Genomic DNA, 22,974 nt, shown 5'->3' with positions numbered 1-22,974 from the left:
TTCGTCACATTCCTTCCCTGGTGCTGCGCATGGCGCCGAAGCCGGTCAGCCGGACCAGCAGCAGCGACAGCGCGGTGGCGGCCACGACGAGGAAGGACGCGATGGCGCTCGCGTAGCCGAAGTCGTAGCTCTTGAAGCCCGCCTCGTACATCAGGTACGGCAGGATCGCGGTGTCCGTGCCGGGGCCGCCCTGGGTCAGGATCAGGACGGTCTCGAAGTACGTGAGCGAGCCGACGATCATCAGCACGCTGGACGTGGTCGCCGTGTTGCGCAGCTGGGGCAGGGTGATCGAGAAGAACTGGCGGTAGCGGCCGGCGCCGTCGATGGCCGCGGCCTGGTAGAGGACCTCGGGGATCTGCCGCGCCCCGCCCTGGTAGATCAGGGTGTGGAAGGGGATGAACTGCCAGCCGCCGACGAAGACGATCGCCAGGAAGGCGCCGGACGTCGAGCCGAACGTGTCCCCGCGGATGATGCCGAAGTTCGGGTCGAGCAGGGAGTAGAAGAGCAGTGCGATCGCCGTGGAGGACAGCAGGAACGGCGTGAAGAAGATCGCGGACAGCACCGCCCGGTTGCGCTGGCGGCCCGCCGCCCAGACGCCCAGCAGCAGCGAGACCACCGTCTGGAAGGTCCAGCTGACCACGGTGAGCAGCACGGTCACCGTGATGGACTGGGTCAGGCGCGGGTCGTGGAGCAGTTTCTGCCAGTTGGCCAGGCCCGCCGGTTCGGGGTCGCCCAGGCCGTTCCACTTGGTGAAGGACAGGTAGAAGGCCAGGACCATCGGGGCGATGGCGAAGAAGGCGAAGAACAGAACGCCGGGCAGGGCCCAGGCGGCGTGCGGGCGACCGGCCCGCACGCCCTTCCCGGGCCTGCCCTTCGTCCTGGTGGAGACCGTCGAACTCACTTCAGCCCCTGGAGCGCGGTGACGAACTGGCTCGGGCTCGACTTGCCCACGAACAGCTTGTTGATCTCGGTGAGCATCGGCGTGGAGATGTTCGGGTCGACTGCCTGGTCCCAGCTCAGGGTGAAGGCGGGGGCCTGCTGCACCATCGAGTACTGGAACTTGGCGAACTCGGGGTTGGGGGAGGCGTCCAGCAGGTTGGCCGCGTTGGACGTGGTCGGGATGTCGCCGTTGGCGATCAGGTCCTTGGCGTACTGCTCGGAGGCGCACTCCTTCAGGAAGGCGATCGCCGCGTCCTTGTTGGACGTACGGGCGTTCACCGACCAGTAGTTGGTCGGGTTGCCGACCACGTTGCGGATGTCGCCGGCGCCGCCGTCGTACTTCGGGAACGCGCACCAGCCCAGGCTCTTCTTGGCGAAGTCCGGGAACTCGCCGAGCTGCGTGGAGTACTCCCACGAGCCCATCAGGTGCATGGCCGCCTTGCCCTTGGCGAAGACCGCCGGCGCGCCCTTGTTGGTGTACGCCACCGAGCTGAAGCCCTTGCCGAAGGCGCCGTCGTCGATGAGCTGCTTGACCGTCTCGGCGGCCTTGAGGACGGCCGGGTCGCCCCAGCCGGAGGAGTCGCCGTTCTTGATCTTCTCGAAGACCTCGGGGCCGCCGATGCGGTCGACCAGGTACTCCAGCCACATCAGTTCCGGCCAGATGTCGGCGCCGCCGAGCGCGAACGGGGTGATCTTCGCCTTCTTCAGCTTGGCGTTGATGTCGAGCAGCTGGTCCCAGGTGGTGGGCGGCTGGAGCTTGTGCTCGGCGAAGATGGCCTTGTTGTAGAAGAGCATCACCGGCTGCATGCCGCGCATCGGGATACCGAAGTTGCGTCCGCTGAGCGCGCCGGCCGCGAGCACGGAGGGCAGGAAGCCGTCCTTGAGGACCGGGTCGGACTCGATGGTGTCGGTGAGGTCGATCAGCTGGCCCGCGTCCTTGTACGCCTTGATGGAGCCGCCGCCCCAGTTGAAGAACACGTCCGGGGCGTGGGGCGAGCCCATCGCGGTGCGCAGCTTGGCCGGGTAGTCCGAGCCGGGCACCTTCTCCAGCTTGATCCTGCCCTTCGCCTTCTTGGCCGCGGCGGAGGCGTTGAACCGGGTGACGGCCGCGGTCTGCACCTTCACGGCGTCGTCGCCGTACACCATCGCCGTGATCGTGCCGCCCGAGCTGCCGGAGCCGCCGCCGGAGCCGCAGGCGGTAAGTCCGGCGGCCGAGATGAGGGTGGTGGCGCCGGCGCCGAGAAACCAGCGCCTGCTGTAGGACTCCATGTGACGGCACCTCTCACGAATGTCGTGTTCCGAATGTTCGTCTGGCCGAACTGTTCGAATGGCCGAATGTTTCGTATGGCACTTCGAATGTTCCGGGAACCTAAAGCGGTCGAGGGGGTTCGTCAAGAGGTCTCGCAGAGATACGATCGCGGCCATGAAGCCGACGAAGACCGCAGGAACGCAGACCGCCACGCTCGCCGAGATTGCCCGCGAGGCCGGTGTGTCGGCTCCGACTGTTTCGAAGGTTCTCAACGGTCGTGCCGACGTCGCCCCGACCACCCGCTCCCGGGTCGAGGAGCTGCTGCGGGCGCACGGCTACCGGCGCCGGCGGGCTGAGGCGACCCGCTCGCCGCTGATCGACCTGGTCTTCCACGAGCTGGAGAGCGCCTGGGCGATGGAGGTCATCCGGGGCGTGGAGAACGTGGCGCGGGACGCGGGGCTGAGCGTCGTGCTCTCCGAGAGCGCGGGCCGGCTCACTCCCGGGCGGACCTGGGCCGACCAGGTCGCGGCCCGCCGGCCGCACGGCGTGGTCCTGGTGCTGTCCGGGCTCGACGAGTCCCAGCGGGCGCTGCTGACCAGCCGTTCCATCCCGTTCGTGGTGATGGACCCGGCCGGTGACCCGGGCGCCGACGTGCCCTCGATCGGCGCCACCAACTGGCAGGGCGGGCTGGCCGCCACCCGGCACCTGGTGGAGCTCGGGCACACCCGGATCGGCGCGATCAGCGGGCCGTCCCGGATGATGTGCAGCCGCGCCCGGGTGGACGGCTACCGGGCCGCGCTGGAGACGGCCGGGCTGCCGGTGGACCCGTCGCTGATCGTGACCGGCGACTTCCACCACGAGGCCGGCTACCGGCTGGGCCTGAAGCTGCTGCGCCGCGAGGACCGGCCGACCGCCGTCTTCGCGGGCAACGACCTCCAGGCGCTCGGCGTGTACGAGGCGGCGCGCGAACTGGGCCTGCGCGTCCCGGAGGACCTGAGCGTGGTCGGCTTCGACGACCTGCCGGTGGCGCGCTGGGTCGGGCCGCCGCTGACAACCGTGCGCCAGCCGCTGACGGAGATGGCCGAGGCGGCGGCGAAGCTGGTGCTGGACCTCGGGCGCGAGGAGGACTCGCCGGTGGCGACCCGGGTGGAGCTGGCCACGAGCCTGGTGGTGCGCAGCAGTACGGCGGCGCCCGCGAAGTGAAGCTCAAGTCCCGAAAGTTTCGGGGAAGATGAGATTTTCCGAAGAAATCGGTCGTGGGTGCCTCCCACCGTCGGGCTCCTCATGAGTCGGACGTATGTTCCTCCCCGTGAGGGGACACAACAGGGGACATGACAGGGGACAGGGCGACAGCGACAGCGGGGACGCGGGCGGAGGGGCCGGCCGGCGGTCACGGGCCCTGAAGGCCGTGGGCCTCGGCCTGTCGGGCGTCCTGGTGCTGGGCGTCGCGGCGGCGGGCTTCGCGTACTGGCACCTGAACCAGAACATCAAGAGCGTCGACATCAACAGCGCGCTCGGGGACGACCGCCCGCCCGGGTCGCGTACGGGACCGTCGGTCGACACGGCCGCCCTGCCCAGGGGGGCCCTCAACATCCTGGTCCTCGGCTCGGACTCGCGCAGTGGCGAGCAGAACGAGGAACTCGGCGGCGGCGACAGCGAGGGCGCACGCTCCGACACCGCGATGATCGTGCACATCGACGCCGGCCGGACCTCGGCCACCGTGGTGAGCATCCCGCGCGACACGCTGGTGACCCGCCCGTCCTGCCCGCTGGAGTCCGGCGGTTCCACGGCGGTGGCGAACTACACCATGTTCAACAGCGCGTACTCGGTGGGCGGACCGGTGTGCGCGGTCAAGACGGTCGAGACGCTCACCGGCATCCGCATGGACCACTACATCGAGATCGACTTCTCCGGCTTCGCGAAACTGGTGGACGCGATGGGCGGGGTCACCGTCACCACCGAGCTGGACATCGACGACGACAAGAGCCATCTGCACCTGAAGGCCGGCACCCACCATCTGAACGGCACCGAGGCCCTGGCCCTGGCCCGCACCCGGTACGGCGTGGGCGACGGCAGCGACCTGGGCCGCATAGGCCTCCAGCAGACGCTGGTCAAGGCGCTGCTGGAGGAGATCTCCGACTCCGGCCTGCTGGACGACCCCGCCGGGCTCTACCGGGTCGCCGACGCGGTGACCGGCAGCCTGACCACCGACACCGGCCTCGACTCGCTGGGCGAACTGACGACCCTCGGCGAGAGCCTGAAGGGCCTGTCGGCGCAGAACGTGAAGACGGTGACCATGCCGGTGGTGACGGCCCCGTGGAACCCCAACCGGGTGGTGGCGCAGGAACCGGACGCGGGCGAACTGTGGACGTCGCTGCGGTGAGCCGGTGAGCGGCGTCAGCCCGCCGGGTGGCCGAGCAGCATGGTGGGCGCCCCGGCGACCCGGGTGAGGAACACCGTCGCCGCGTTCCTGCCGTGCGGCTTCGGCAGGACCTTCCTGCGCAGTTCCTCCGGTTCGACCGCCGAGCCCCGCTTCTTCACGGTCAGCGCGCCCACCTCGCGCTCCCGCAGCAGGGCCTTCAGCCTCTTGACGTTGAAGGGGAGCCGGTCGGTGATCTCGTAGGCGGTGGCGTACGGGGTGGGGCGGAGTTCGTCGGCGGTCACGTACGCGATGGTCGCGTCGATCAGGCCGCCGTCGAGTTCCCGGGCGGCCTCGGCCACCAGGTGGGCACGGATCACGGCGCCGTCGGGCTCGTACAGGTAGCGGCCCGGGGTGCGGACCGGGGGGTCGGGCAGGCCGCGGCCGCGCAGGGTGCGCGGGCCGGGCAGCAGGGTGGCCCGGATGAGGCCCGGCTCGGTGCCGAACCACAGCACCGCCTCCTTCACGTCCCCGCCGTCGGAGATCCACTCGGCCTCGGCCTGCGTCGGGATCAGCTCGTGCGGGATGCCGGGGGCGATCTTCAGGGCCGCGCGGGGCGCCCGGAGCGCGGCGCCGACCGCCCAGGACAGCGGCGGCGAGTACGCCTCGGGGTCGAAGACGCGCCCGCCCGCGGCGCGGCCGCCACCCCGCCCTCCGCCCGCTCTGCGGGCCGGATCCACGAACACCGCGTCGTACGAGGCCGTGTCGACCTCCGTGACGTCCGCCTCCCGTACCTCGATCAGGTCCGCCACCCCGAGCGCCTCGGCGTTCGCGCGGGCCGCGGCGGCGGTCAGCGGGTCCCGGTCCACGGCCAGGACCCGGATCCCGGCGCGGGCGAGGGCGATCGCGTCGCCGCCGATCCCGCAGCACAGGTCCGCGACCGAGGCCACCCCCGACTCCCGCAGCCGGCCCGCCCGGTACGCCGCCACACTCGCCCGCGTCGACTGCTCCACCCCGTTCGGCGTGAAGAACATCCGCCCCGCGTCCTCGGCCCCGAACTTCGCGGCCGCCCGCTGCCGCAGCCGGGCCTGGCCGAGCGCCGCCGACACCAGTTCGGCGGGGTGCTCACGGCGCAGCCGGGTGGCGACCGCGAGTTCGTCGGCGGGTGGGGTGCCGCGCACCTCGTCGAGGAGGGCGCGGCCCTCGGGGGTGAGCAGCGAGGCGAAGGCGTGGAGGTGGTCGTTCACCGGCTCATTGTGGGCCAGTCGGTGGACGGTGTGCCTCCGGCCGCGGTGTCGTCCCGGCTTCCGGGTGGTGGCCTGCGAGGATCCGGCGCCATGAGGTCAGTAGTACAAAATGACAAAAAGGGTCCTGAAAGGGTGCCGAGTCGCGGGACCCGGATCCGCGGCGGGCTCGCGGTGCTCGCCGTCGCCGCCCTCGCCTCCGGCTGCGGGCAGCCGGAGGCGCAGGTGCGCCCGGCTCCCGGCCAGCAGCGCCCCCGGGCGCACCCCGCCCCCGCTGCCGCCCCCGGCTCCTTCGGCGACCGCCTGCACACCTCCTACGCGCAGCGGGTGGCCACCGCCAAGCGCTGGAGTCTGGAGCGGGTCCCGCTGATCCCCCCGCAGCCGCCCACGACGAAGTCGAAGGCCACCGCCCGCGCCGGTTTCGAGGTGAAACACCAGAAGGACTGGAACCTGCCCCCGGTCTTCACCACGGTCCCCACCAAGGACAAGGTCGTCTTCCTCACCATCGACGACGGAGCGGAGAAGGACCCGGAGTTCCTGCGGATGATGCGGGACCTGAAGATCCCGTACACCGCGTTCCTCACCGACGACCTCATCAAGGGCGACTACGGCTACTTCTGGAAGGTGCAGGGCTCCGGGGTCACCCTCAACAACCACACCCTGCACCACCGTTACCTGCCTGCCTTGTCCTACGAAGAGCAGAAGCGCGAGATCTGCGGCATGCAGGACATCATGGAGGAGCGGTTCGGCAAGCGCCCGAAGATGTTCCGCCCGCCCTACGGCAACTACAACCAGGACACCCTGCGCGCCGCCAAGTCCTGCGGCATCGAGTACGCGCCCCTCTGGAACGAGGAGGTCTACGTCGACCACTGGGAGTTCCGCGAGGACGGCCGGCGGTTGCGGCCCGGCGACATCGTGCTCACCCACTTCCGGGGCCGCAGCGAGTGGAACGGCACGATGGCCGACGACATGCGCCGGTTCCTGAACAAGGTCACGGCCGACGGGTACGCGGTGGCCCGGCTGGAGGACTACCTGTGAGACCGCGGCCCGTCCGGCCGCGGCACCTGGCCGTGGCCCTGCTCGCCGCCTCGCTGCTGACCGGCTGTGCCACGTCCGTCGACCCCATCGAGCGGCTCGGCCGCAAGGCGGCGCAGGGCGTACGGTCGCAGAGCCCGACGGCCGACCAGGCCTACCGGCGCTGGGGGCTCAGGGCACCGCTCGCCGCGCCGCCGAAGCCGCCGGCCCGTCCGCCGCGGCTCGCCGGCGCCGCCCCGTCCGCCGGCCTGCCCGAGGTCGTGGACCGCGTCGCGACCTCCGACCCGGTCGTCTTCCTCACCTACGACGACGGCGCGGAGAAGGATCCGCGGTTCGTCGACATGGTCCGTGAACTGCGGCTGCCGGTCAGCATGTTCCTCACGGACAGTGTCGTCGGGCCGGGGTACGGGCACTTCGCGCGCCTGATGTCGGTCGGCGCGGACCTCCAGAACCACACCCTGGACCACCCCTCGCTGCGCGGCCTGCCCTACGCGGGCCAGCGCGCCGAGATCTGCGGCCAGCGGGACAAGATCCGCTCCCGCTTCGGCGTCAGCCCCCGCCTCTTCCGCCCGCCCTACGGCAGGTACGACACGACGACCCTGCGCGCCGCCGCCGACTGCGGGGTCTCGGCGGTCGCCCTGTGGCGGGGCGTCACGACCGACACCGGCCTGCGCTTCAGGCACGGCCCCCACGAACTGCGCCCCGGCGACATCCTCCTCGTCGCCTCGGACGACGACGACCTCGACGGCCCGCCCCTGCGTGACCGCACGACCCGCCTGCTCCGCCGAATCCAGAAGAAGGGCCTGACGGTGGGCCGGCTGCAGGACTATCTCTGAGCTGCGGCGGGACTGTCTCCGGGCTGAGATTCTCGGCCGAGTCCGGCATCAAGCAGCCCGTCCGGCGCTTGAGGGCGAGGCCGTCCAGGCCGAAGGCGGGGGTCTGGGGGCGGCAGCCCCAGGGCGCTCGCACAGGCCCACAGCACCTTGAACAGACGTTCGCCAAACCGCACCCCACCCCCGACGCGCCACGAGGCAATTGGCACTCCGCTTGACCGAGTGCTAACGACGGTCATAGTCTCAGGTCTGGCACTCCCCCCTGGAGAGTGCCAACAAAGCGACGGGCAGGTCCGGCACCCGCGACGACGGATCGACCTGGTCGCCACCTCAGACAGTTAACCCCGTGAGATCTCCGAAGGGGGAGGTCGGATCGTGACGACCGCCAGCACCAAGGTTGCCATCAAGCCGCTCGAGGACCGCATCGTGGTCCAGCCGCTGGACGCCGAGCAGACCACGGCCTCTGGCCTGGTCATCCCGGACACCGCCAAGGAGAAGCCCCAGGAGGGCGTCGTCCTGGCCGTGGGCCCGGGCCGCTTCGAGGACGGCAACCGTCTTCCGCTCGATGTGAAGGTCGGCGACGTCGTGCTCTACAGCAAGTACGGCGGCACCGAGGTGAAGTACAACAACGAGGAGTACCTCGTCCTCTCGGCTCGCGACGTCCTCGCGATCATCGAGAAGTAGTTCACCCGCTTCTTCACGAAGCCGAAGCAATTCTGCTTGAGCTGCGCCCCTGGCCCCCCGCGACCGATAAGAAGCCGGGCGCCCGGGGCGCAGTGTCTTACCACCAGATTTCGAGAGGGCTCCCGCTGCCATGGCGAAGATCCTGAAGTTCGACGAGGACGCCCGTCGCGCCCTCGAGCGCGGCGTCAACAAGCTCGCCGACACGGTCAAGGTGACGATCGGCCCCAAGGGCCGCAACGTCGTCATCGACAAGAAGTTCGGCGCGCCCACCATCACCAACGACGGCGTCACCATCGCCCGTGAGGTCGAGATCGAGGACCCGTACGAGAACCTCGGCGCCCAGCTGGTGAAGGAGGTGGCGACCAAGACCAACGACATCGCGGGTGACGGCACCACCACCGCCACCGTGCTCGCCCAGGCGCTCGTGCGCGAGGGCCTGAAGAACGTCGCCGCGGGTGCCTCCCCGGCCGCGTTGAAGAAGGGCATCGACGCCGCGGTCAAGGCCGTCTCCGACGACCTGCACGCCTCGGCCCGCCCGATCGACGAGAAGTCCGACATCGCCGCCGTCGCCGCGCTGTCCGCCCAGGACCAGCAGGTCGGCGAGCTCATCGCCGAGGCGATGGACAAGGTCGGCAAGGACGGCGTCATCACCGTCGAGGAGTCCAACACCTTCGGTCTGGAGCTGGACTTCACCGAGGGCATGGCCTTCGACAAGGGCTACCTGTCCCCGTACTTCGTCACGGACCAGGAGCGTATGGAGGCCGTCCTCGACGACCCGTACATCCTGATCCACCAGGGCAAGATCTCCGCCATCGCGGACATGCTCCCGCTCCTCGAGAAGATCATTCAGGGCAACGCCTCGAAGCCGCTGCTGATCATCGCCGAGGACGTCGACGGCGAGGCCCTGTCGACCCTGGTCGTCAACAAGATCCGCGGCACGTTCAACGCCGTGGCCGTCAAGGCCCCCGGCTTCGGCGACCGCCGCAAGGCGATGCTCCAGGACATGGCGGTCCTCACCGGCGCCACCGTCATCTCCGAGGAGGTCGGCCTCAAGCTCGACCAGGCCGGTCTGGACGTCCTCGGCTCCGCCCGCCGCGTCACCGTCACCAAGGACGACACCACGATCGTCGACGGCGCCGGCAAGAAGGAGGACGTGGAGGGCCGCGTCTCCCAGATCAAGGCCGAGATCGAGAACACCGACTCCGACTGGGACCGCGAGAAGCTCCAGGAGCGCCTCGCGAAGCTGGCCGGCGGCGTGTGCGTGATCAAGGTCGGCGCCGCCACCGAGGTGGAGCTGAAGGAGAAGAAGCACCGTCTGGAGGACGCCATCTCCGCGACCCGCGCCGCGGTCGAGGAGGGCATCGTCTCCGGTGGTGGCTCCGCGCTCGTCCACGCCGTGAAGGTCCTGGAGGGCAACCTCGACAAGACCGGCGACGAGGCCACGGGTGTCGCGGTCGTCCGCCGCGCCGCCGTCGAGCCGCTGCGCTGGATCGCCGAGAACGCCGGCCTCGAGGGCTACGTCATCGTCTCCAAGGTGGCGGAGCTGGAGAAGGGCAGCGGCTACAACGCCGCCACCGGCGAGTACGGCGACCTGATCAAGGCCGGCGTCATCGACCCGGTCAAGGTCACCCGCTCCGCCCTGGAGAACGCCGCCTCCATCGCCTCCCTCCTGCTCACGACCGAGACCCTGGTCGTCGAGAAGAAGGAAGAGGAAGAGCCGGCCGCCGCGGGCCACGGCCACGGCCACGCCCACTGAACGCTCCGCTGAGCTGAGCCGAACCACCGGTGCCCGGTGCCCCTTCGAGGGTGCCGGGCACCGGTGCGTTGCGGTGCTCCTGCCGGTGCGGGCCCTTTTCCGGCCGGGAAACCATCAACTCACCCGATTGGTACCAGATGCTTGTACCAGTTGAGTGGTACGGTTTTCCCGTACGAGTCGTGTGGAGGAGGTGCCCGTGTCCATTACCGCCAGCGAGGCCCGAGCCAGGCTTTTCCCGTTGATCCAGCAGGTCAACGACGACCATGAGCCCGTCGAGATCACCTCCAGGGGCGGCAACGCCATACTGATGTCCGCCGACGACTTCCGTTCCTGGCAGGAGACCGTTTACCTGCTGCGTTCGCCGGCCAACGCCGCTCACCTCATGGCAGCCGTCGCCGCCGACAAGGCTGCCGACACACCGGTGATCACCAAGAGCATGGAGGAGCTGGAGGCTCTGGCGGAGGACGGGGAGTGAGGGACGTACGGTTCCGTCCCACTGGGTGGGAGGACCTCCTGTACTGGCAGTCCGCCGACAGGAAGCTGTTCCGCAAGCTCGTGCGTCTGATCGGCGAGATCCAGCGCGACCCCTTCACCGGCATCGGCAAACCGGAGCCGTTGAAGGGCGACCTGTCGGGCTACTGGTCACGCCGGATCGACGACGAGCACCGCCTTGTCTACCGGGCCACGGAGAAGGAAGTCGTGATCATCAAGGCCCGTTACCACTACTGACGTCCAGGTGCTCTGTCTTCCCTCCGGATCAGCCGCAGCCCGGTGCCTCTGCCGCCACGGGTCAGCTCAGCCCCATCTCCTGGCTCAGGGCGGTGAGTTCATCGGCCGCGTCATGCCGAAGTCGCTCGTCCTCCCCCGGGGAGGTGGGCGGTGCCGGTGTTGCCGGAGCCCTGGTGGCCATGACGGCCCAGACCGTCTTGCCGGGGGCGCTGGGCCGCGGGGTCGTGCCCCACGCCTCGGCGAGGGAGGCGACGAGGAGGAGCCCCTGGCCGCCGTCCTCCCCGGTTCCGACGTCTCGTGCCGCAGGCAGCCGCTCACCCCTGGCGTCGCTCACCTCCACGCGTACGCGCCCGCCGTCCTCCCTGCTCAGCCGCAGCTCGGCGTCCCGGCCAGGGACCAGGCCGTGGGTGACGGCGTTCGCGGCCAGCTCGGCCACGACCAGTTCCACGGCGTCGTGGGCGGGTGTGCCGTAGCCCCACCCCCAGGCATCCATCTGGTGGGAGGCGAGACGCCGGGCGAGGCGTGCGCCGCGTGGCGAGGCGGTGAAGCGGAGGGTGAAGGCCTGCTGTTCGGCGGCCGGTGGCAGCGGTGGACGCTGCCGGTCGGGGAAGGTCGTCATGGACCGAAGATCCCGTGCCCCGGCCTCTCCTCACCAGGTATGACACCCGCACGGACGGAACCTGTAGGGGTGCCGGGCGACCGAGTCGGGCCTGTAGGGGCCGACGGAGCACGCCGAAGGCGGCCCCCTCACCTTCCGGGGAGCCGCCTCCGTATCGGCCGTCGGCTTGTCGCCTCAGTCGGCCGTGTTCAGCCGGACCGCTCCGGAGCTTGTGCGGATGGTCAGCGCACAGGCGACGGCCACCGTGGCGCAGGCCGCTGCGAACAGCAGGGCGCCCGCCAGGTTGAAGCCCTCCGGGCTGCCGGCGGTGGCCAGGGACTCCACGGCGAGCACCGTTTGGCCGAGGCCCACCAGGGCCAGCCAGGCCACCGTCAGCGCACGCGGCGCCCAGGACCGTGCGCGCTCCAGGCCCAGCAGGGCCGCACCGCCGGTCAGGCCCACCAGCGTGAGCACCACCAGGGCAGCGTTCAGCGGGCTGAAGCCGGAGGGATCGGTGTGGTCGAGTTCCGCGGTGTCCGGCCCCAGCGTCAGAAAGGCGATCTCGAGCAGACCCGCGTAGGCGACCTGGAGCAGCAGGAGCGCGGGAGCGACGCGGCGCGTAAGAAAACGGATCATGCGGTGCTCCTGACAAGCTTCTTGGGTAGGTCCCGTGGATTGTTTCAACGCCGAGAGCGGTGCATGTGGTCGCCCTCGCCCTCGCCCTCGGTACGGTGGCGAGAGCGGCACGGCTCCCCTGCAACGGTCCGGCGGGACGGGCGTGGCGCACCACGTCAGTTGCACCGCTGGCAGCGTGTCTCGTCGCCGACGGGACGGAACAGCGTGGCCTGGACGTGATCGCCCTCGCACTCCCGCAGGCCGGCGAGCCGGGCCGCCGGGCGGCCAGGGGCGGATCGTCCGGGCGACAGCGTACCGGCGGGGGCGTACTGGGCGGGCGGTTCCGGCGGGGGCGGGACCTCGCGGAGGAGGTAGCGCAGCAGGCCGCCGGGGCGGTGGACCGGGGTGCCGTCGGAGGGCAGGCCGCGCAGGATGTGGGTGCGGACGGTGCTGGGGGTGTGTCCGGCGGTGAGCCAACGGGCGGTGAGCCGTGCCAGCTCCTCGTGCATGCCCCGGGGGATGCGGCGGAGGTCGGGGGAGAGGCGGGGGAAGGCGGCGACGAGGGCGCGGGCCTGGTCGGTGGCGGGGCCGTGTTCCGGCTGGAGTTCGGGCGTGGGCGAGGGCGCGGGCGCGGCGGGATGGTGGGAGGTGTTTTCCCCGGGGACTTTCCTTGGATGACCGTCGGTGGGCCGAGGAGTCGGGACACCGACGGTCGGATTTCGACGACTCGGTGCGACCTGCGGCGACACGGGGTACGCCGAGGTGGGTGCGGGTGCGGGAGCGGGTGTCTGGGCAAGGATCTTGGTGGCCTCGCCGCGACGTTGGAGACGAGCTGTTGGGTGACCCAGAGTCCACCGGGCACCTGCACGCGCCGCTCGTGCACGAAGCCCTCTTCCTTGAGCTGGCGCTTGGCGCGGGTGAAGGCGGTTGCGCCGATACGGGCGCGTTCGGCGGTGCGCGACAGTGACTCGCGCGCTCCCTGCGGGAGGGAGAGCTGCCAGGTCAGGAGACGGACGGCGTCCGAGGACAGGCGAGGGTGCCGGATGATGTCGTGGGAGAACTGGGTGAAGGCGCGCGGGGGCGCGATAAAGTGCCGGTAAATCACGGTGGAGGCCTTTTCCACTGGTGGTTCAGGCCCTCGCGAACGGTTGCAGCCGTTGCGGGGGCCGTCTTCGTTTGCGCCCGGCGTGGCGCGCGGAAGACGTGCTGTCGAGGGTGACCGTACCGCACGGAAAGTGTGCGCGTGGACGCGTTGAGTGAAGAAAGCTTTCGCATACGGCGTTCACCCGTACGAAGCAACGTGCCCTGGTCGGAGCGTGGTTGACGCTCGCGCGCCCTACTGTGCAATCGCAGCGAGACGGGTGCAAGGGCGAGGGAGCGAGGCGGATGGAGTCGGGTGCGGACTCGGGCGCGGGTGTGGCCGCGGAGACGGACTCCAACGGGGAGTTCCTGCGCTGTTTCGGCCGTCAGATGAAGCTGTTCCGGGAGGCCGCGGGGCTGACGCAGGCGCAGTTGGGCGAGCGGGTCGGGTACGGCGAGGCACAGATCGCGGCGGTGGAGCAGGGGCGGCGGATCCCGAGGCCCGAGTTGGTCGATGCGGTGGATCAGCAGACGGGGGCGCGGGGGGTGCTGGCGGCCATGAAGGGAGAGGTGGCCAAGGCTCGGTATCCGTCGTTCTTCCGGCGGTACGCGGAGTTGGAGGGCGAGGCGGTCGAGCTGCATGCGTACTCGAACCACGTCGTGAAGGGTCTTGTGCAGACGGATGAGTACGCGCGTGCGGTCTTCCGTATGTGGCGCCCCCTGCTGGACGAGGAGACGGTTGAGCAGCGTGTGGCCGCACGCATGGAGCGACAGAAGTTCTTCGCACGGCGCCCAGCCCCACTGCTCAGCTTCGTGATCGACGAGCACGTCCTGCGTCGTCCGCTGGGGGGTGCCCAAGTTCTCCGTGGCCAACTGGAACAGCTTCTGATCTATGGGCATCAGCGCAACGTGGAGATGCAGGTCATGCCGACCGGCCGTGAAGAACACGCCGGTTTGGCTGGGCCGTTGACATTGATCCACACGAGCGATGAGCGCAGGATGGCCTACGTGGAGGTACAGGGACTGAGTGCCCTGCACGCCGAGCCCAAGAAGGTCAGCCCGCTGGAATCGACCTACGGCGTTCTCCGAGCGCAGGCGCTGACTCCCAGGGAGTCGCTGATCTTCATCGAGAAGTTGTTGGGAGAGCTATGAAGGCAAGCAGCCCCGGGCCTGCCGTCGGCGAACTGAACTGGTTCAAGAGCAGCTACAGCGCGGGTGACGGCGGAGACTGTGTCGAGGTCGCCGACGCTGGCACGGCCGTACTGATCCGCGACTCCAAGCGGCCGGACGCGGCGGTTCTCAACGTCCCCGCCGGCCAGTGGATGGCGTTTGTGCGGATGGCCGTACGCGGTTGACTCGACGGAGGGGCGGCAGGGATCCATTGCGTTCCCTGCCGCCCCACTGCACCCGAAGGCGGCTCAGCAGCAGGGTCGCTGTCGCGTCCGTGATCGGCGTGTCAGCAGCCGTCGGTGCCGCAGGTGGGGCCCTGTTCGTGGCCTCCACGAGCCTGTGCGTCCAGTACGGCCTTGCGGATACGGGTGGGGTCGGGGACCCCCTCGATGCGGGTGTGGCCGTCGATGATCAGCGTCGGTACGACCGTGATGCGGTGCGCCGCGGCCTCGCGCAGCGCGTCCTGGTGCGTCTCCGTAAAGGTCCCCTGCTCCAGGGCCGCGGTGAACTCGCCGCTGTCGAGGCCGAGTTCAGCGGCGATCTCGCTCAGTACGTCGATCCGTCCGATGTCCCGGTTCTCCTGGAAGAAGGCTCGAAGGACGCGCGGCGTGTACTGGCCGCCCCTGCCGTGGGCGGCGGCGTATTGGTGTCCCTCGAAGGCCAGGCGCGTGTAGGGCTGCGGGGAGACGGTGGGCAGGGTGATGTCGACACCCAGCCGTTCGGCCATCGGATACACCCCGGCTCCCACGTGGTGGGCAGGTAGGGATCCTCGGGTCGCAAGGTGGGGGTCGGGTACGGGCGCAGTTCGAAGGGCATCCACTGGATGTCCACATCCAGGTCGGAGGTGGCTTCCTTGAGGGGTTCCTCGGCGAGCAGGCAGAACGGGCAGACGTAGTCCGACCAGACGCGGATGGTGACCGGCGCCGAGGAGGGGCGGGCGTTGGGCTGAGGGTGGCTGTTCATGAGACGCCTTTCTGCTTCTGTGCCGAATGCGGGTGTGCGGCCGGTTCTTCAGCGGCCGGTGGGGAACGCGGTGCGGCGGGAGAGGAGAACCGCGCCGAACGGGACGAGGGCTGCGGCGCCCATCGCGACGGGGAGGCCCGTGGCTCCCGCGCCTTCGACGAGGACGCCGCCGATGACACCGCCGATGGCGATGGCCAGGTTGAACGCGACGGTGAACACCGATACGGCCACATCCGTGTCCGGGCCGGCGGCCTCGGCCAGCGCGGTCTGCATCTGGGTGGCGGCACCGCCGAAGCCCAGGCCCCACAGCACCAGGCCCACCACGGCCGGCACGCCCGACACCGCACCGGTGCCCAGAAGCACCGCGGCCGCGAGGAACAGCGCCAGCGCGCCCAGGGTGATCCGGCGCAGCGCCCGGTCCACGACCGTGGCCGTGATCACCAGGCCGAGCAGCGAGGCGATACCGAAGATCAGCAGCGCCAGGTCGACGTCCAGGGAGATGCCAAAGCCGTGGAGGTAGGGGCCGACGTAGGTGTAGAGCACGTTGTGGGCGAACATCCAGGTCACGACGGTGACCAGAATCGGCACCACGCCCGGGATCGCGGCGACCTTCAGCAGCGGCTTGCGCGCCTGCCGTTCCTGACCCGGCGCGTCCGGAACGACCAGCAGCGCCCACACGATGGTGACCACGGACAGCGCCGACATCACACCGAACGCCCAGCGCCAGTCGGTCACGCTGCCGAGCCAGGACCCGACCGGTGTACCGACGGCCAGGGCGATGGGGGTACCGGCCATCGCCACGGCCAGGGCCCGCCCGGCGAACCGCTCGGGGACGATGCGCCGCGCGTAACCGGCCAGCATGCTCCACAGCAGGCCCGCGAAGGCACCCGCGAGCAGCCGGGCCACCAGGGCCACCGCCAGCGAGGGAGCCAGCGCGGTGACCGTGTTGGTGACGAGGAAGCCGGCCAGCCCGCCGATCAGCACCGGCTTGCGGCGCAGGCCGCGCGTCATCGCGGTGGCGGGGATCGCGGCGAGCACGGTGCCCAGCGCGTACACGCTCACCAGCTGCCCCGCCGTCCCCTGGGAAATCCTCAGACCGGAGGCCAGTCCCGACGGCAGACCCGCTGGAAGCGTCTCCGTCATGATCACGACGAACGTGGTGCAGGCCATCACCAGCAGCGCTCCCCAGGTGAGCCGGTCGGCAGTCGGGTGTGCCTGCTCGGTGGTCGTGGAGACGTTGCTGGTCGACAAGTCGTTCATGCCAGGCACCGTAGAACCTGACGTGCATGTCAGGTTCAAGGGGCTGCGGTGTGACGTTCGCCGCTGATGCCCGTCCGGTCTCCTGGGCAGGGCCGCGCGGATGCGCTCGTCCGCGCCACGCTACGGCGCCATCCTGTCCGTCGGCGTGCTGCCGTTCACCTGCGAGGCTGCGTCGATCACGGTGTCCAGCAGGGCGCGGGAGCGCTGCAAGTCCTCGATCATGCGGTCGATACGCGCACGCTCCGCCGTCAGCTCGGTCACCAGGTGCCCGTCCGCCGTCGCCGACGGCCCTCCGTCGCTGTCGCGCATGCAGGGCAGCAGCTTCGCGATCTTGGAACTGCAGAGCCCCGCCGCGTACAGCTCCTGGATCCGCCGTACCCGATCCACTGCCGTGTCGGCGTACTCCCGATGCCCGCCGGGCGTCCGCTCAGCCGACAGCAGCCCCTCCTGCTCGTAGTAGCGCAGCGAGCGTTCACTCACCCCCGTGCGACGAGCCAGCTCACCGATGCGCATGACGCAGATCACCACTCTCGTACGGTTGAAGCTGACATGCGTGTCAGCTTCAACCGTAGCCGCACGACGTGGGCAGCAGCCGCCGGCCGTACCGGTCTGCGACTCCCTACGGCCGGACGTGGCTGACGTGCGTGAGGGGTGGCGGGGAGCACGCCGGCTCCCCGCCACCCCTCACGCTTGCCGCGTCAGCCGGCGGATGACTCCCTTGTCCCCGACTCACGTCGCGCTGGACGCCTCCAGGGACACCCCCCGCGTCTCCGGGGCCATCGCGATCGACGCCACCGTGCCCACCGCCGACACGACACCGGCCAGTAGCAGCGTCGCTCCCACTCCCCAGTGCTCCAGGGCCAGCGGGGTCAGGAAGGTGCCGACGGCGGCCGCGATGCGGCTGAAGCCGGTGCCGACGCCGACCGCGGTGGCCCGGATCTCCGTCGGGAACAGCTCGTTCGGGTAGATCCACTGGAGCAGCGTGGGGCCGCCGATGGCGATCGCGTACGCCGCGAACAGCAGTCCGGCCCAGACCGCGGGCAGCCCCGGGAAGACACCGAGGACCAGCAGCGGGACCGTGGCCGCGGCGAAGGTCCAGACGAGGACGGGACGCCGTCCCGCGCGGTTCAGCAGCGGCAGGAAGACCACACAGCCGACCAGGAACACCAGGCTGATGGCGACCGAGCCGAGGGTGCCGCTGTTGCCGGCCAGGCCCATCGCGGCGAGCAGTTGGGGGCCGAAGGCGTAGATGGCGTAGATCGGCATCACGGAGCAGGCCCAGAAGACGGAGACGAAGGCGGTGCGCCTGCCGTAGGCGCCGCGGAAGACCGCCGAGAAGCGGGCGGGCTCGGCCGGGGTGCCCAGGTCGGCGACGCCCGCGCCGGGGCCGAACACCTTCCGCATCACCGCTTCGGCCTCCTCGACCCTGCCCTGGGAGAGCAGCCAGCGGGGCGACTCGGGGGTGCCGATGCGCAGCAGGACCAGGATCGCGGCGGGAACGGCGGGGCAGGCGAGCAGCCAGCGCCAGCCGTCGGGGCCGAGGCGCAGCAGCAGGTCGCCGATGAGGTAGGCGGCCGCGCTGCCCACGGACCACATCACGGTGAGCAGGCCGAGCATCGCGCCGCGGTGCTTGCGCGGTGAGAACTCGGCGAGCAGGGACGTGGCGATCGGGTAGTCGGCGCCGACGGCGACACCGATCAGGAAGCGCAGCACGAGCAGCTGCTCGGGGCCGTTCACGAAGGCCTGGGCGACGGAGAAGACGACGATCGCCGCGAGGTCGATCGTGTACATGATGTGGCGGCCGAAGCGGTCGGTGACGTAGCCGAAGACGGTTCCGCCGATCAGCAGGCCGCACAGCGCGGCCGCGGCGAGGAGGCCTTCCCACAGGCCGCTGAGGTGCCAGCGCGGGCCGATCTGGGTGAGCGCGACGCCGATCACGCCGAGGATGAGCCCGTCGAGGAAGGGCCCGCCCGCCGAGTAGACGGTCAGCCTGCGGTGGAACGAGGTGAGCGCGCTGTCCTCGAGCAGGTCGCGGCCGCTGCTCCGGGGTGCGTCGGTGCGGGATGGGGCGGAAACCGGCGGCATGAGCCACCTCCGTGGCGGGTCGGGAGAGGGAAGGGCGGAGTCGTGAGGGGGTGAGCCGCGGCTGGATGTCGTCCGCCGCCGGCGTCGACCACGGGGATGGGGCCTGCGGTGGCGGAAAAAGTAGAAATGATTGAACGATCCTGTCAAGGGTCGGGACGATCGACGATCGGTGCCGGCGCGGAAAACCCCTGTGATGCTGGGCTTTCTGCGGCAGAAATCGAATACATGTGATCGGTGAAACTCTGGATTGATGAACAATCCTGGGGTACTGTCGCCGGCATGTCCGAAGAACAGAGCACCGCCGGGACCCCCGAACCCGGCGATGTCGCGGCGGAAGCGGTCGCCGACCGGCTCCGCGACCGGATCAGCCGGGGCGAGCTGCCGCCGGGCCTGCCGCTGCGGGACGCGGCGCTCGCCGCGGAACTGGGTGTCTCGCGCAACACGCTCCGCGAGGCCGTACGTCTGCTCGTGCACGAGGGCCTGGCGGTCCACCGGCTCTACAAGGGCGCCGCCGTCAAGCGGCTCGACGTGGCCGATGTGCACGACATATACGCCGCCCGCCGCTGCTTCGAGCTGCGCGCGGTCGAGGAGAGCGTGTACGCCTCCGAGGAGGCGCTGGCCGCGCTCGAGGAACGGGTCTCGGCTCAGGAAGCGGCGGCACGGGCGGGGCACTGGAGCGAGGTCAGCACCTGGTCGCTGGACTTCCACCGTGCCGTCGTCCGGCTGCTCGGCAGCCGGCGGCTCGACCGGTTCTTCGACACGATCGTCGCGCAGCTGCGCCTGGCCTTCGCCGAGGTACCGCGCGAGCCCGAGTTCCAGACGCAGTGGGTGCCGCGCGACCGCGAGGTGTGCGATCTGCTGCGTACCGGGCAGCGCGCTCAGGCCGCGGAGGCGCTGCGGCGCTACCTCGACGACTCGGAGCGCGCGGTCGTCGACATGGTGCGGGCCGCTGCGGCGCGCCGCGAGACCTGACAGGCCGCACTCCCGCCTCCTCCCAGCGGCCGCTCGCGGCCCACCCCACGCCATCAGCCATCAGCCACCAGCCACCCGGCACCAGCCACCAGCCACCAAGAAGGCACCAAAGAGAAGAGGTACCCCCATGGCCACCACCGCAGCCGCCTACCAGGCGACGAAGGGCGGTCCGCTCGACGTGGACCGCGCGTTCTACGACCGGGTCTCGAGGACCGAGGGCGGCCGCGAGCTCGTCGACAGCTTCGTCATACCGATCCGTTCGGGCCGCGCCTGGGAGGTTCCGGCCGGGCACCTGTGCCGCCTGGTCACCGTCGACGGGCCGCAGGTCGGCGACCTGAACATCTGGAACCGCAACGATCCCCGCGAGCGCATGTGGGCCGCCCGTACCCGCCAGCTCCAGCGCGCCCACGTGAGCACGTACGACCGGATCTGGTCGAACCTGCCCTTCCTGCGTCCACTGCTGACGATCACCGACGACACGCTCGCCGGCTACGGCCGCGACGCCGAGGGCGGGCGCGTGCACGATCTGCTCGGCACCCGCTGCGACCCGTACGTGAACCGCATGCTGACGGGCGAGGACTTCGACTTCCACTGCCACTCCAACCTGGTGCGGTCGGTGCTCCCCTACGGGCTCACGGAGTTCGACGTGCACGACGTGCTGAACGTCTTCCAGTGCACCGGGCTCAACGAGGACGACCAGTACTTCATGAAGGACTGCCCGGCCCGCCCCGGCGACCACTTCGAGTTCTTCGCCGAACTCGACCTGCTGTGCGCGCTGTCCACCTGCCCCGGCGGCGACCTGTCGGTCCCGATGTGGGGCCCGGACGCCCACGACCCCGTGGAGGTGTGCCACCCGATCGGCGTCGAGGTCTACAAGGTCGACCCCGAGCTGCTCGCGGACTGGTCGTTGCCGCAGGTGGCCGAGTACCGCAACCTGCACGGCATGACCCGTCCCGAGTGGCAGAGCTGAGGCGAGGAACACCCGTGATCGACCTCAACAGTGACCTCGGCGAGGGCTTCGGGCAGTGGCGGCTCGGTGACGACGACGCCCTGCTGTCCCTCGTCACCAGCGCCAACGTGGCCTGCGGCTTCCACGCGGGCGACCCGACCGTGATGCGCCGGACGTGCGAGCGGGCCGCCGAGCGCGGCGTCGCCATCGGCGCCCAGGTGGGCTACCGGGACCTGGCGGGCTTCGGGCGCCGCTTCATCGACGTCGATCCCGGCGAGCTGGTCAACGACGTCGTCTACCAGATCGCGGCGCTCGACGGCTTCGCCCGCCTCGCCGGTACCCGCGTCGCGTACGTCAAGCCGCACGGCGCCCTCTACAACGCGATCGTCCACCACGAGGCGCAGGCCGCCGCCGTCGCGGAGGCCGTGCGCCGCTACGACCCGGAGCTTTTGGTGCTGGGCCTGCCCGGCAGCGTCTGGCTGCGTACCGCCGAGGCGGCCGGGCTCACCCCGGTCCACGAGGCGTTCGCGGACCGGGCGTACACCCCCGAGGGCACCCTGGTCTCGCGCCGCGAACCCGGCGCGGTGCTGCACGACCCGGAGGCGATCGTGCGGCGCTGCCTGCGCATGGTGACCGAGGGCGTGGTGGAGGCCGTGGACGGCAGCGACGTACCGCTGTCCGTACGGTCGTTGTGCGTGCACGGCGACACGGCCGGCGCGGTCGCGATCGCGCGCCGGCTGCGTGACGAGCTGGAGCGGGCCGGTCTTGCCCCGACGTCGTTCGCCGTGCCGAAGCCGCTGACGGTGCCGGCGTGAGCGTCGGGATCCGCCGGGTCGGCAGCCACGCCCTGCTGGCCGAGGCCGACGGCCTGGAGCAGGTACTGGCGCTGCGCGGCGCGCTGGACGCGGACCGCCCGCGCGGCGTCCGCGAACTGGTCGCGGCCGCCCGCACGCTGCTCGTCACCTACGATCCCGCGATCACCAGCCACCCGGCCGTGGCCGCGGCCGTGACGGAGCGCGCGGCGGCCCTCGGCCCGGCGGGACACACCACGCCCGGCACCCCCTCGGCACCCGCCGGATCAGCCGGATCAGCCGGATCTGCCGAGTCCGCCGAGCCGGTCCGTGAGGAGATCGTCACGCTCGCCGTCCGCTACGACGGCGAGGACCTGTCCGACGTGGCCGAGCTGACGGGGCTGGGCGTGGGCGAGGTGATCGCCCGGCACACCGCACCGCTCTACACGGTGGCCTTCGCGGGCTTCGCCCCCGGCTTCGGCTACCTCACGGGCACCGATCCGCTGCTGAGGCTGCCGCGCCGCTCCGAGCCGCGGACCGCGGTGCCGGCCGGTTCGGTCGCCGTCGCCGGGGGTTTCACGGGGGTCTACCCGCGCTCCTCGCCGGGTGGCTGGCAGCTGCTCGGCACCACGGACGCCGTGCTGTGGGACGAGTGGCGCGATCCACCGGCACTGCTGGTCCCCGGCAGCCACGTCCGCTTCGTCCCCCAGGAGATACGGTGACGACCTCAGAAGCGACGCCGACGGCGGCCGACGCCCCGGCGACGAGCGTCGCGGCCACGGGTTCCCGCCTGGAGGTCCTGGCGCCCGGTCCGCTCGCCACGGTCCAGGATCTGGGCCGGCCCGGCTGGGCCCACCTCGGGGTCCCGGGTTCCGGTGCCGCCGACCGGGACTCGCTGGCCCTCGCCAACCGGCTCGTGGGCAATTCCCAGGACGCGGCCGGAATCGAGACCACCTTCGGTGGCCTGCGGGTGCGCGTGCACTGCCGGACGCCATCGGGGGCGCCGTCGGTGCTGTACGCGGCCCTGACGGGGGCGCCGTGCCCGGCCACCGTCGACGGCCGGTCCGTTCCGGTCGACGCGCCGTTCCCGCTGCACGACGGTCAGACGCTGCAGCTGGTCGTGCCCGGCTCGGGGCTGCGGACGTACCTCGCCGTGCGCGGCGGGCTCGACACACCACTACTCCTGGGCTCCCGCTCCACCGACCTGCTCTCCGGCATCGGACTCCGGCCCCTGCGCACCGGCGACCGGCTGCCGGTCGGCCGCCCCGTGCTCCCCTTCCCGGGCGTGGACCTGGCGCCGCGCACGGCACCCCCGCGCGAGTTCACGCTGCGCGTGGTGCGCGGGCCGCGTGACGACTGGTTCGACGACGCCTCGTACGCGGCGCTGCTCGGCGCCCGCTGGGAGGCGACCAGCCGCAGCAACCGGATCGGCATCCGCCTCGACGGCCCGGCCCTGACGCGTGTCCGTGACGGGGAGCTCCCGGCCGAGGGCATGGTGCCGGGCGCCCTCCAGGTCCCGCCGAACGGCAGACCGGTGCTGTTCCTCACCGACCACCCCGTCACCGGCGGCTACCCGGTCATCGCGGTCGTCGACGCCACCGACCTGCCCCTGGCCGGACAGATCCCACCGGGCGCCGCCGTCCGCTTCCGCGCCATCCGGTGA

The 22,974-nt window shown here is 70.9% G+C and carries 25 protein-coding genes and 1 pseudogene; 15 read left to right on the top strand and 11 right to left on the bottom strand.

Features of this window, described 5'->3' with window-relative positions; translation table 11 throughout:
- Positions 1–4 precede the first annotated feature (4 nt).
- Positions 5–901: a carbohydrate ABC transporter permease gene (locus tag ACFY3J_RS31595; protein ID WP_384175861.1), complete on the bottom strand. Its 897-nt coding sequence runs from the start codon at positions 899–901 to the stop codon at positions 5–7.
- A complete protein-coding gene (locus ACFY3J_RS31590; protein WP_384175858.1) occupies positions 898–2,208 on the bottom strand; it encodes an ABC transporter substrate-binding protein in 1,311 nt (436 codons plus the stop codon). Before ACFY3J_RS31590 ends, ACFY3J_RS31595 begins: the two co-directional genes overlap by 4 nt.
- A 154-nt stretch (positions 2,209–2,362) precedes the next feature.
- Here ACFY3J_RS31590 and ACFY3J_RS31585 point away from each other — a divergent pair, with 154 nt between their 5' ends.
- Positions 2,363–3,391: a LacI family DNA-binding transcriptional regulator gene (locus tag ACFY3J_RS31585; RefSeq protein ID WP_141359310.1), complete on the top strand. Its 1,029-nt coding sequence runs from the start codon at positions 2,363–2,365 to the stop codon at positions 3,389–3,391.
- Between the two features lie 94 nt (positions 3,392–3,485).
- Positions 3,486–4,571, top strand: coding sequence for an LCP family protein (locus ACFY3J_RS31580; RefSeq protein ID WP_390842264.1), 1,086 nt, complete (start codon positions 3,486–3,488; stop codon positions 4,569–4,571).
- A gap of 14 nt (positions 4,572–4,585) precedes the next feature.
- Here ACFY3J_RS31580 and ACFY3J_RS31575 read toward each other — a convergent pair whose 3' ends face one another.
- Complete coding sequence (locus ACFY3J_RS31575) at positions 4,586–5,794, bottom strand: methyltransferase domain-containing protein (protein WP_390842263.1); 1,209 nt, start codon at positions 5,792–5,794, stop codon at positions 4,586–4,588.
- A 90-nt stretch (positions 5,795–5,884) separates the two neighbouring features.
- Between ACFY3J_RS31575 and ACFY3J_RS31570 the strand changes: the two genes are divergently transcribed.
- The 6 genes from ACFY3J_RS31570 to ACFY3J_RS31545 all read left to right on the top strand — a co-directional run bounded on the left by ACFY3J_RS31570 (position 5,885) and on the right by ACFY3J_RS31545 (position 10,828).
- Positions 5,885–6,829: a polysaccharide deacetylase family protein gene (locus ACFY3J_RS31570; protein ID WP_384175850.1), complete on the top strand. Its 945-nt coding sequence runs from the start codon at positions 5,885–5,887 to the stop codon at positions 6,827–6,829.
- Positions 6,826–7,662 carry a polysaccharide deacetylase family protein gene (locus ACFY3J_RS31565; protein WP_384175848.1) on the top strand — a complete coding sequence of 279 codons (837 nt, stop codon included), beginning with the start codon at positions 6,826–6,828 and terminating at the stop codon, positions 7,660–7,662. The genes ACFY3J_RS31570 and ACFY3J_RS31565 overlap by 4 nt, the downstream gene beginning before the upstream one ends.
- Before the next feature lie 372 nt (positions 7,663–8,034).
- Complete coding sequence (gene groES, locus ACFY3J_RS31560) at positions 8,035–8,343, top strand: co-chaperone GroES (protein WP_100569792.1); 309 nt, start codon at positions 8,035–8,037, stop codon at positions 8,341–8,343.
- 130 nt (positions 8,344–8,473) lie between these two features.
- Positions 8,474–10,099: a chaperonin GroEL gene (gene groL, locus ACFY3J_RS31555; protein ID WP_141359302.1), complete on the top strand. Its 1,626-nt coding sequence runs from the start codon at positions 8,474–8,476 to the stop codon at positions 10,097–10,099.
- A gap of 196 nt (positions 10,100–10,295) precedes the next feature.
- Positions 10,296–10,574 carry a type II toxin-antitoxin system Phd/YefM family antitoxin gene (locus ACFY3J_RS31550; RefSeq protein WP_100569794.1) on the top strand — a complete coding sequence of 93 codons (279 nt, stop codon included), beginning with the start codon at positions 10,296–10,298 and terminating at the stop codon, positions 10,572–10,574.
- Complete coding sequence (locus ACFY3J_RS31545) at positions 10,571–10,828, top strand: Txe/YoeB family addiction module toxin (RefSeq protein WP_112469145.1); 258 nt, start codon at positions 10,571–10,573, stop codon at positions 10,826–10,828. Before ACFY3J_RS31550 ends, ACFY3J_RS31545 begins: the two co-directional genes overlap by 4 nt.
- 61 nt (positions 10,829–10,889) lie before the next feature.
- Here ACFY3J_RS31545 and ACFY3J_RS31540 read toward each other — a convergent pair whose 3' ends face one another.
- The 3 genes from ACFY3J_RS31540 to ACFY3J_RS31530 form a co-directional block, all read right to left on the bottom strand.
- A complete protein-coding gene (locus tag ACFY3J_RS31540) occupies positions 10,890–11,447 on the bottom strand; it encodes an ATP-binding protein (protein WP_390842262.1) in 558 nt (185 codons plus the stop codon).
- A 174-nt stretch (positions 11,448–11,621) separates the two neighbouring features.
- Positions 11,622–12,062 (bottom strand): hypothetical protein, encoded by a 441-nt coding sequence (locus ACFY3J_RS31535; RefSeq protein ID WP_384175842.1) that lies wholly within the window; start codon positions 12,060–12,062, stop codon positions 11,622–11,624.
- Positions 12,063–12,217: 155 nt separating this feature from the next.
- A complete protein-coding gene (locus tag ACFY3J_RS31530; RefSeq protein ID WP_384175840.1) occupies positions 12,218–12,550 on the bottom strand; it encodes a hypothetical protein in 333 nt (110 codons plus the stop codon).
- A gap of 877 nt (positions 12,551–13,427) precedes the next feature.
- On the opposite strand from ACFY3J_RS31530, the gene ACFY3J_RS31525 reads away from it, so the two are divergent.
- Both ACFY3J_RS31525 and ACFY3J_RS31520 read left to right on the top strand, forming a co-directional pair.
- Positions 13,428–14,273, top strand: a complete 846-nt coding sequence (locus tag ACFY3J_RS31525; protein ID WP_384175838.1) for a Scr1 family TA system antitoxin-like transcriptional regulator — start codon at positions 13,428–13,430, stop codon at positions 14,271–14,273.
- The gene (locus ACFY3J_RS31520) at positions 14,270–14,476 is read left to right on the top strand and encodes a DUF397 domain-containing protein (protein ID WP_384175836.1); all 207 of its coding nucleotides are present in this window, start codon (positions 14,270–14,272) and stop codon (positions 14,474–14,476) included. The genes ACFY3J_RS31525 and ACFY3J_RS31520 overlap by 4 nt, the downstream gene beginning before the upstream one ends.
- Before the next feature lie 101 nt (positions 14,477–14,577).
- On the opposite strand, the gene ACFY3J_RS31515 is transcribed toward ACFY3J_RS31520, so the two are convergent.
- From ACFY3J_RS31515 to ACFY3J_RS31495, 5 genes and pseudogenes are all read right to left on the bottom strand, one after another.
- Positions 14,578–15,018: a DsbA family protein gene (locus ACFY3J_RS31515; protein WP_390842261.1), complete on the bottom strand. Its 441-nt coding sequence runs from the start codon at positions 15,016–15,018 to the stop codon at positions 14,578–14,580.
- Positions 15,019–15,140: 122 nt separating this feature from the next.
- Positions 15,141–15,254, bottom strand: a pseudogene (locus tag ACFY3J_RS31510) (hypothetical protein); the annotation flags it as partial.
- A 48-nt stretch (positions 15,255–15,302) separates the two neighbouring features.
- Positions 15,303–16,514: an MFS transporter gene (locus ACFY3J_RS31505; protein ID WP_390842260.1), complete on the bottom strand. Its 1,212-nt coding sequence runs from the start codon at positions 16,512–16,514 to the stop codon at positions 15,303–15,305.
- Positions 16,515–16,634: 120 nt separating this feature from the next.
- The gene (locus ACFY3J_RS31500; RefSeq protein WP_384176322.1) at positions 16,635–17,027 is read right to left on the bottom strand and encodes a MerR family transcriptional regulator; all 393 of its coding nucleotides are present in this window, start codon (positions 17,025–17,027) and stop codon (positions 16,635–16,637) included.
- 216 nt (positions 17,028–17,243) lie between these two features.
- Entirely contained in the window at positions 17,244–18,599 is a 1,356-nt protein-coding gene (locus ACFY3J_RS31495) for an MFS transporter (protein WP_384175830.1), read from the bottom strand.
- A 279-nt stretch (positions 18,600–18,878) separates the two neighbouring features.
- Here ACFY3J_RS31495 and ACFY3J_RS31490 point away from each other — a divergent pair, with 279 nt between their 5' ends.
- The 5 genes from ACFY3J_RS31490 to ACFY3J_RS31470 all read left to right on the top strand — a co-directional run bounded on the left by ACFY3J_RS31490 (position 18,879) and on the right by ACFY3J_RS31470 (position 22,974).
- A complete protein-coding gene (locus ACFY3J_RS31490) occupies positions 18,879–19,571 on the top strand; it encodes a GntR family transcriptional regulator (protein ID WP_384175828.1) in 693 nt (230 codons plus the stop codon).
- A 127-nt stretch (positions 19,572–19,698) separates the two neighbouring features.
- Positions 19,699–20,541 carry an urea carboxylase-associated family protein gene (locus ACFY3J_RS31485; RefSeq protein ID WP_390842259.1) on the top strand — a complete coding sequence of 281 codons (843 nt, stop codon included), beginning with the start codon at positions 19,699–19,701 and terminating at the stop codon, positions 20,539–20,541.
- Positions 20,542–20,555: 14 nt separating this feature from the next.
- Positions 20,556–21,335: a LamB/YcsF family protein gene (locus ACFY3J_RS31480; RefSeq protein WP_384175824.1), complete on the top strand. Its 780-nt coding sequence runs from the start codon at positions 20,556–20,558 to the stop codon at positions 21,333–21,335.
- Positions 21,332–22,033 (top strand): allophanate hydrolase subunit 1, encoded by a 702-nt coding sequence (locus ACFY3J_RS31475; protein ID WP_384175822.1) that lies wholly within the window; start codon positions 21,332–21,334, stop codon positions 22,031–22,033. Before ACFY3J_RS31480 ends, ACFY3J_RS31475 begins: the two co-directional genes overlap by 4 nt.
- Positions 22,030–22,974 (top strand): biotin-dependent carboxyltransferase family protein, encoded by a 945-nt coding sequence (locus ACFY3J_RS31470; RefSeq protein WP_384175820.1) that lies wholly within the window; start codon positions 22,030–22,032, stop codon positions 22,972–22,974. The genes ACFY3J_RS31475 and ACFY3J_RS31470 overlap by 4 nt, the downstream gene beginning before the upstream one ends.

It is taken from the genome of Streptomyces sp. NPDC001231, from assembly GCF_042896885.1.
Classification (GTDB): Bacteria; Actinomycetota; Actinomycetes; order Streptomycetales; family Streptomycetaceae; genus Streptomyces.
Note: the sequence above shows the minus strand (reverse complement) of the source record. Positions and strands in the feature narration are given on the sequence as shown.

Bases quoted from the DNA above. Each gene is read 5' to 3' on its own strand.
- ACFY3J_RS31505 (WP_390842260.1), bottom strand. From the start codon at position 16,514: ATGAACGACTTGTCGACCAGCAACGTCTCCACGACCACCGAGCAGGCA.
- ACFY3J_RS31535 (WP_384175842.1), bottom strand. From the start codon at position 12,062: ATGATCCGTTTTCTTACGCGCCGCGTCGCTCCCGCGCTCCTGCTGCTC.
- ACFY3J_RS31485 (WP_390842259.1), top strand. From the start codon at position 19,699: ATGGCCACCACCGCAGCCGCCTACCAGGCGACGAAGGGCGGTCCGCTC.
- ACFY3J_RS31515 (WP_390842261.1), bottom strand. From the start codon at position 15,018: ATGGCCGAACGGCTGGGTGTCGACATCACCCTGCCCACCGTCTCCCCG.
- ACFY3J_RS31530 (WP_384175840.1), bottom strand. From the start codon at position 12,550: ATGCACGAGGAGCTGGCACGGCTCACCGCCCGTTGGCTCACCGCCGGA.
- ACFY3J_RS31540 (WP_390842262.1), bottom strand. From the start codon at position 11,447: ATGACGACCTTCCCCGACCGGCAGCGTCCACCGCTGCCACCGGCCGCC.
- groL (WP_141359302.1), top strand. From the start codon at position 8,474: ATGGCGAAGATCCTGAAGTTCGACGAGGACGCCCGTCGCGCCCTCGAG.
- ACFY3J_RS31585 (WP_141359310.1), top strand. From the start codon at position 2,363: ATGAAGCCGACGAAGACCGCAGGAACGCAGACCGCCACGCTCGCCGAG.
- ACFY3J_RS31490 (WP_384175828.1), top strand. From the start codon at position 18,879: ATGTCCGAAGAACAGAGCACCGCCGGGACCCCCGAACCCGGCGATGTC.
- ACFY3J_RS31590 (WP_384175858.1), bottom strand. From the start codon at position 2,208: ATGGAGTCCTACAGCAGGCGCTGGTTTCTCGGCGCCGGCGCCACCACC.
- ACFY3J_RS31570 (WP_384175850.1), top strand. From the start codon at position 5,885: ATGAGGTCAGTAGTACAAAATGACAAAAAGGGTCCTGAAAGGGTGCCG.
- ACFY3J_RS31525 (WP_384175838.1), top strand. From the start codon at position 13,428: ATGGAGTCGGGTGCGGACTCGGGCGCGGGTGTGGCCGCGGAGACGGAC.
- ACFY3J_RS31500 (WP_384176322.1), bottom strand. From the start codon at position 17,027: ATGCGCATCGGTGAGCTGGCTCGTCGCACGGGGGTGAGTGAACGCTCG.
- ACFY3J_RS31580 (WP_390842264.1), top strand. From the start codon at position 3,486: ATGTTCCTCCCCGTGAGGGGACACAACAGGGGACATGACAGGGGACAG.
- ACFY3J_RS31520 (WP_384175836.1), top strand. From the start codon at position 14,270: ATGAAGGCAAGCAGCCCCGGGCCTGCCGTCGGCGAACTGAACTGGTTC.
- ACFY3J_RS31495 (WP_384175830.1), bottom strand. From the start codon at position 18,599: ATGCCGCCGGTTTCCGCCCCATCCCGCACCGACGCACCCCGGAGCAGC.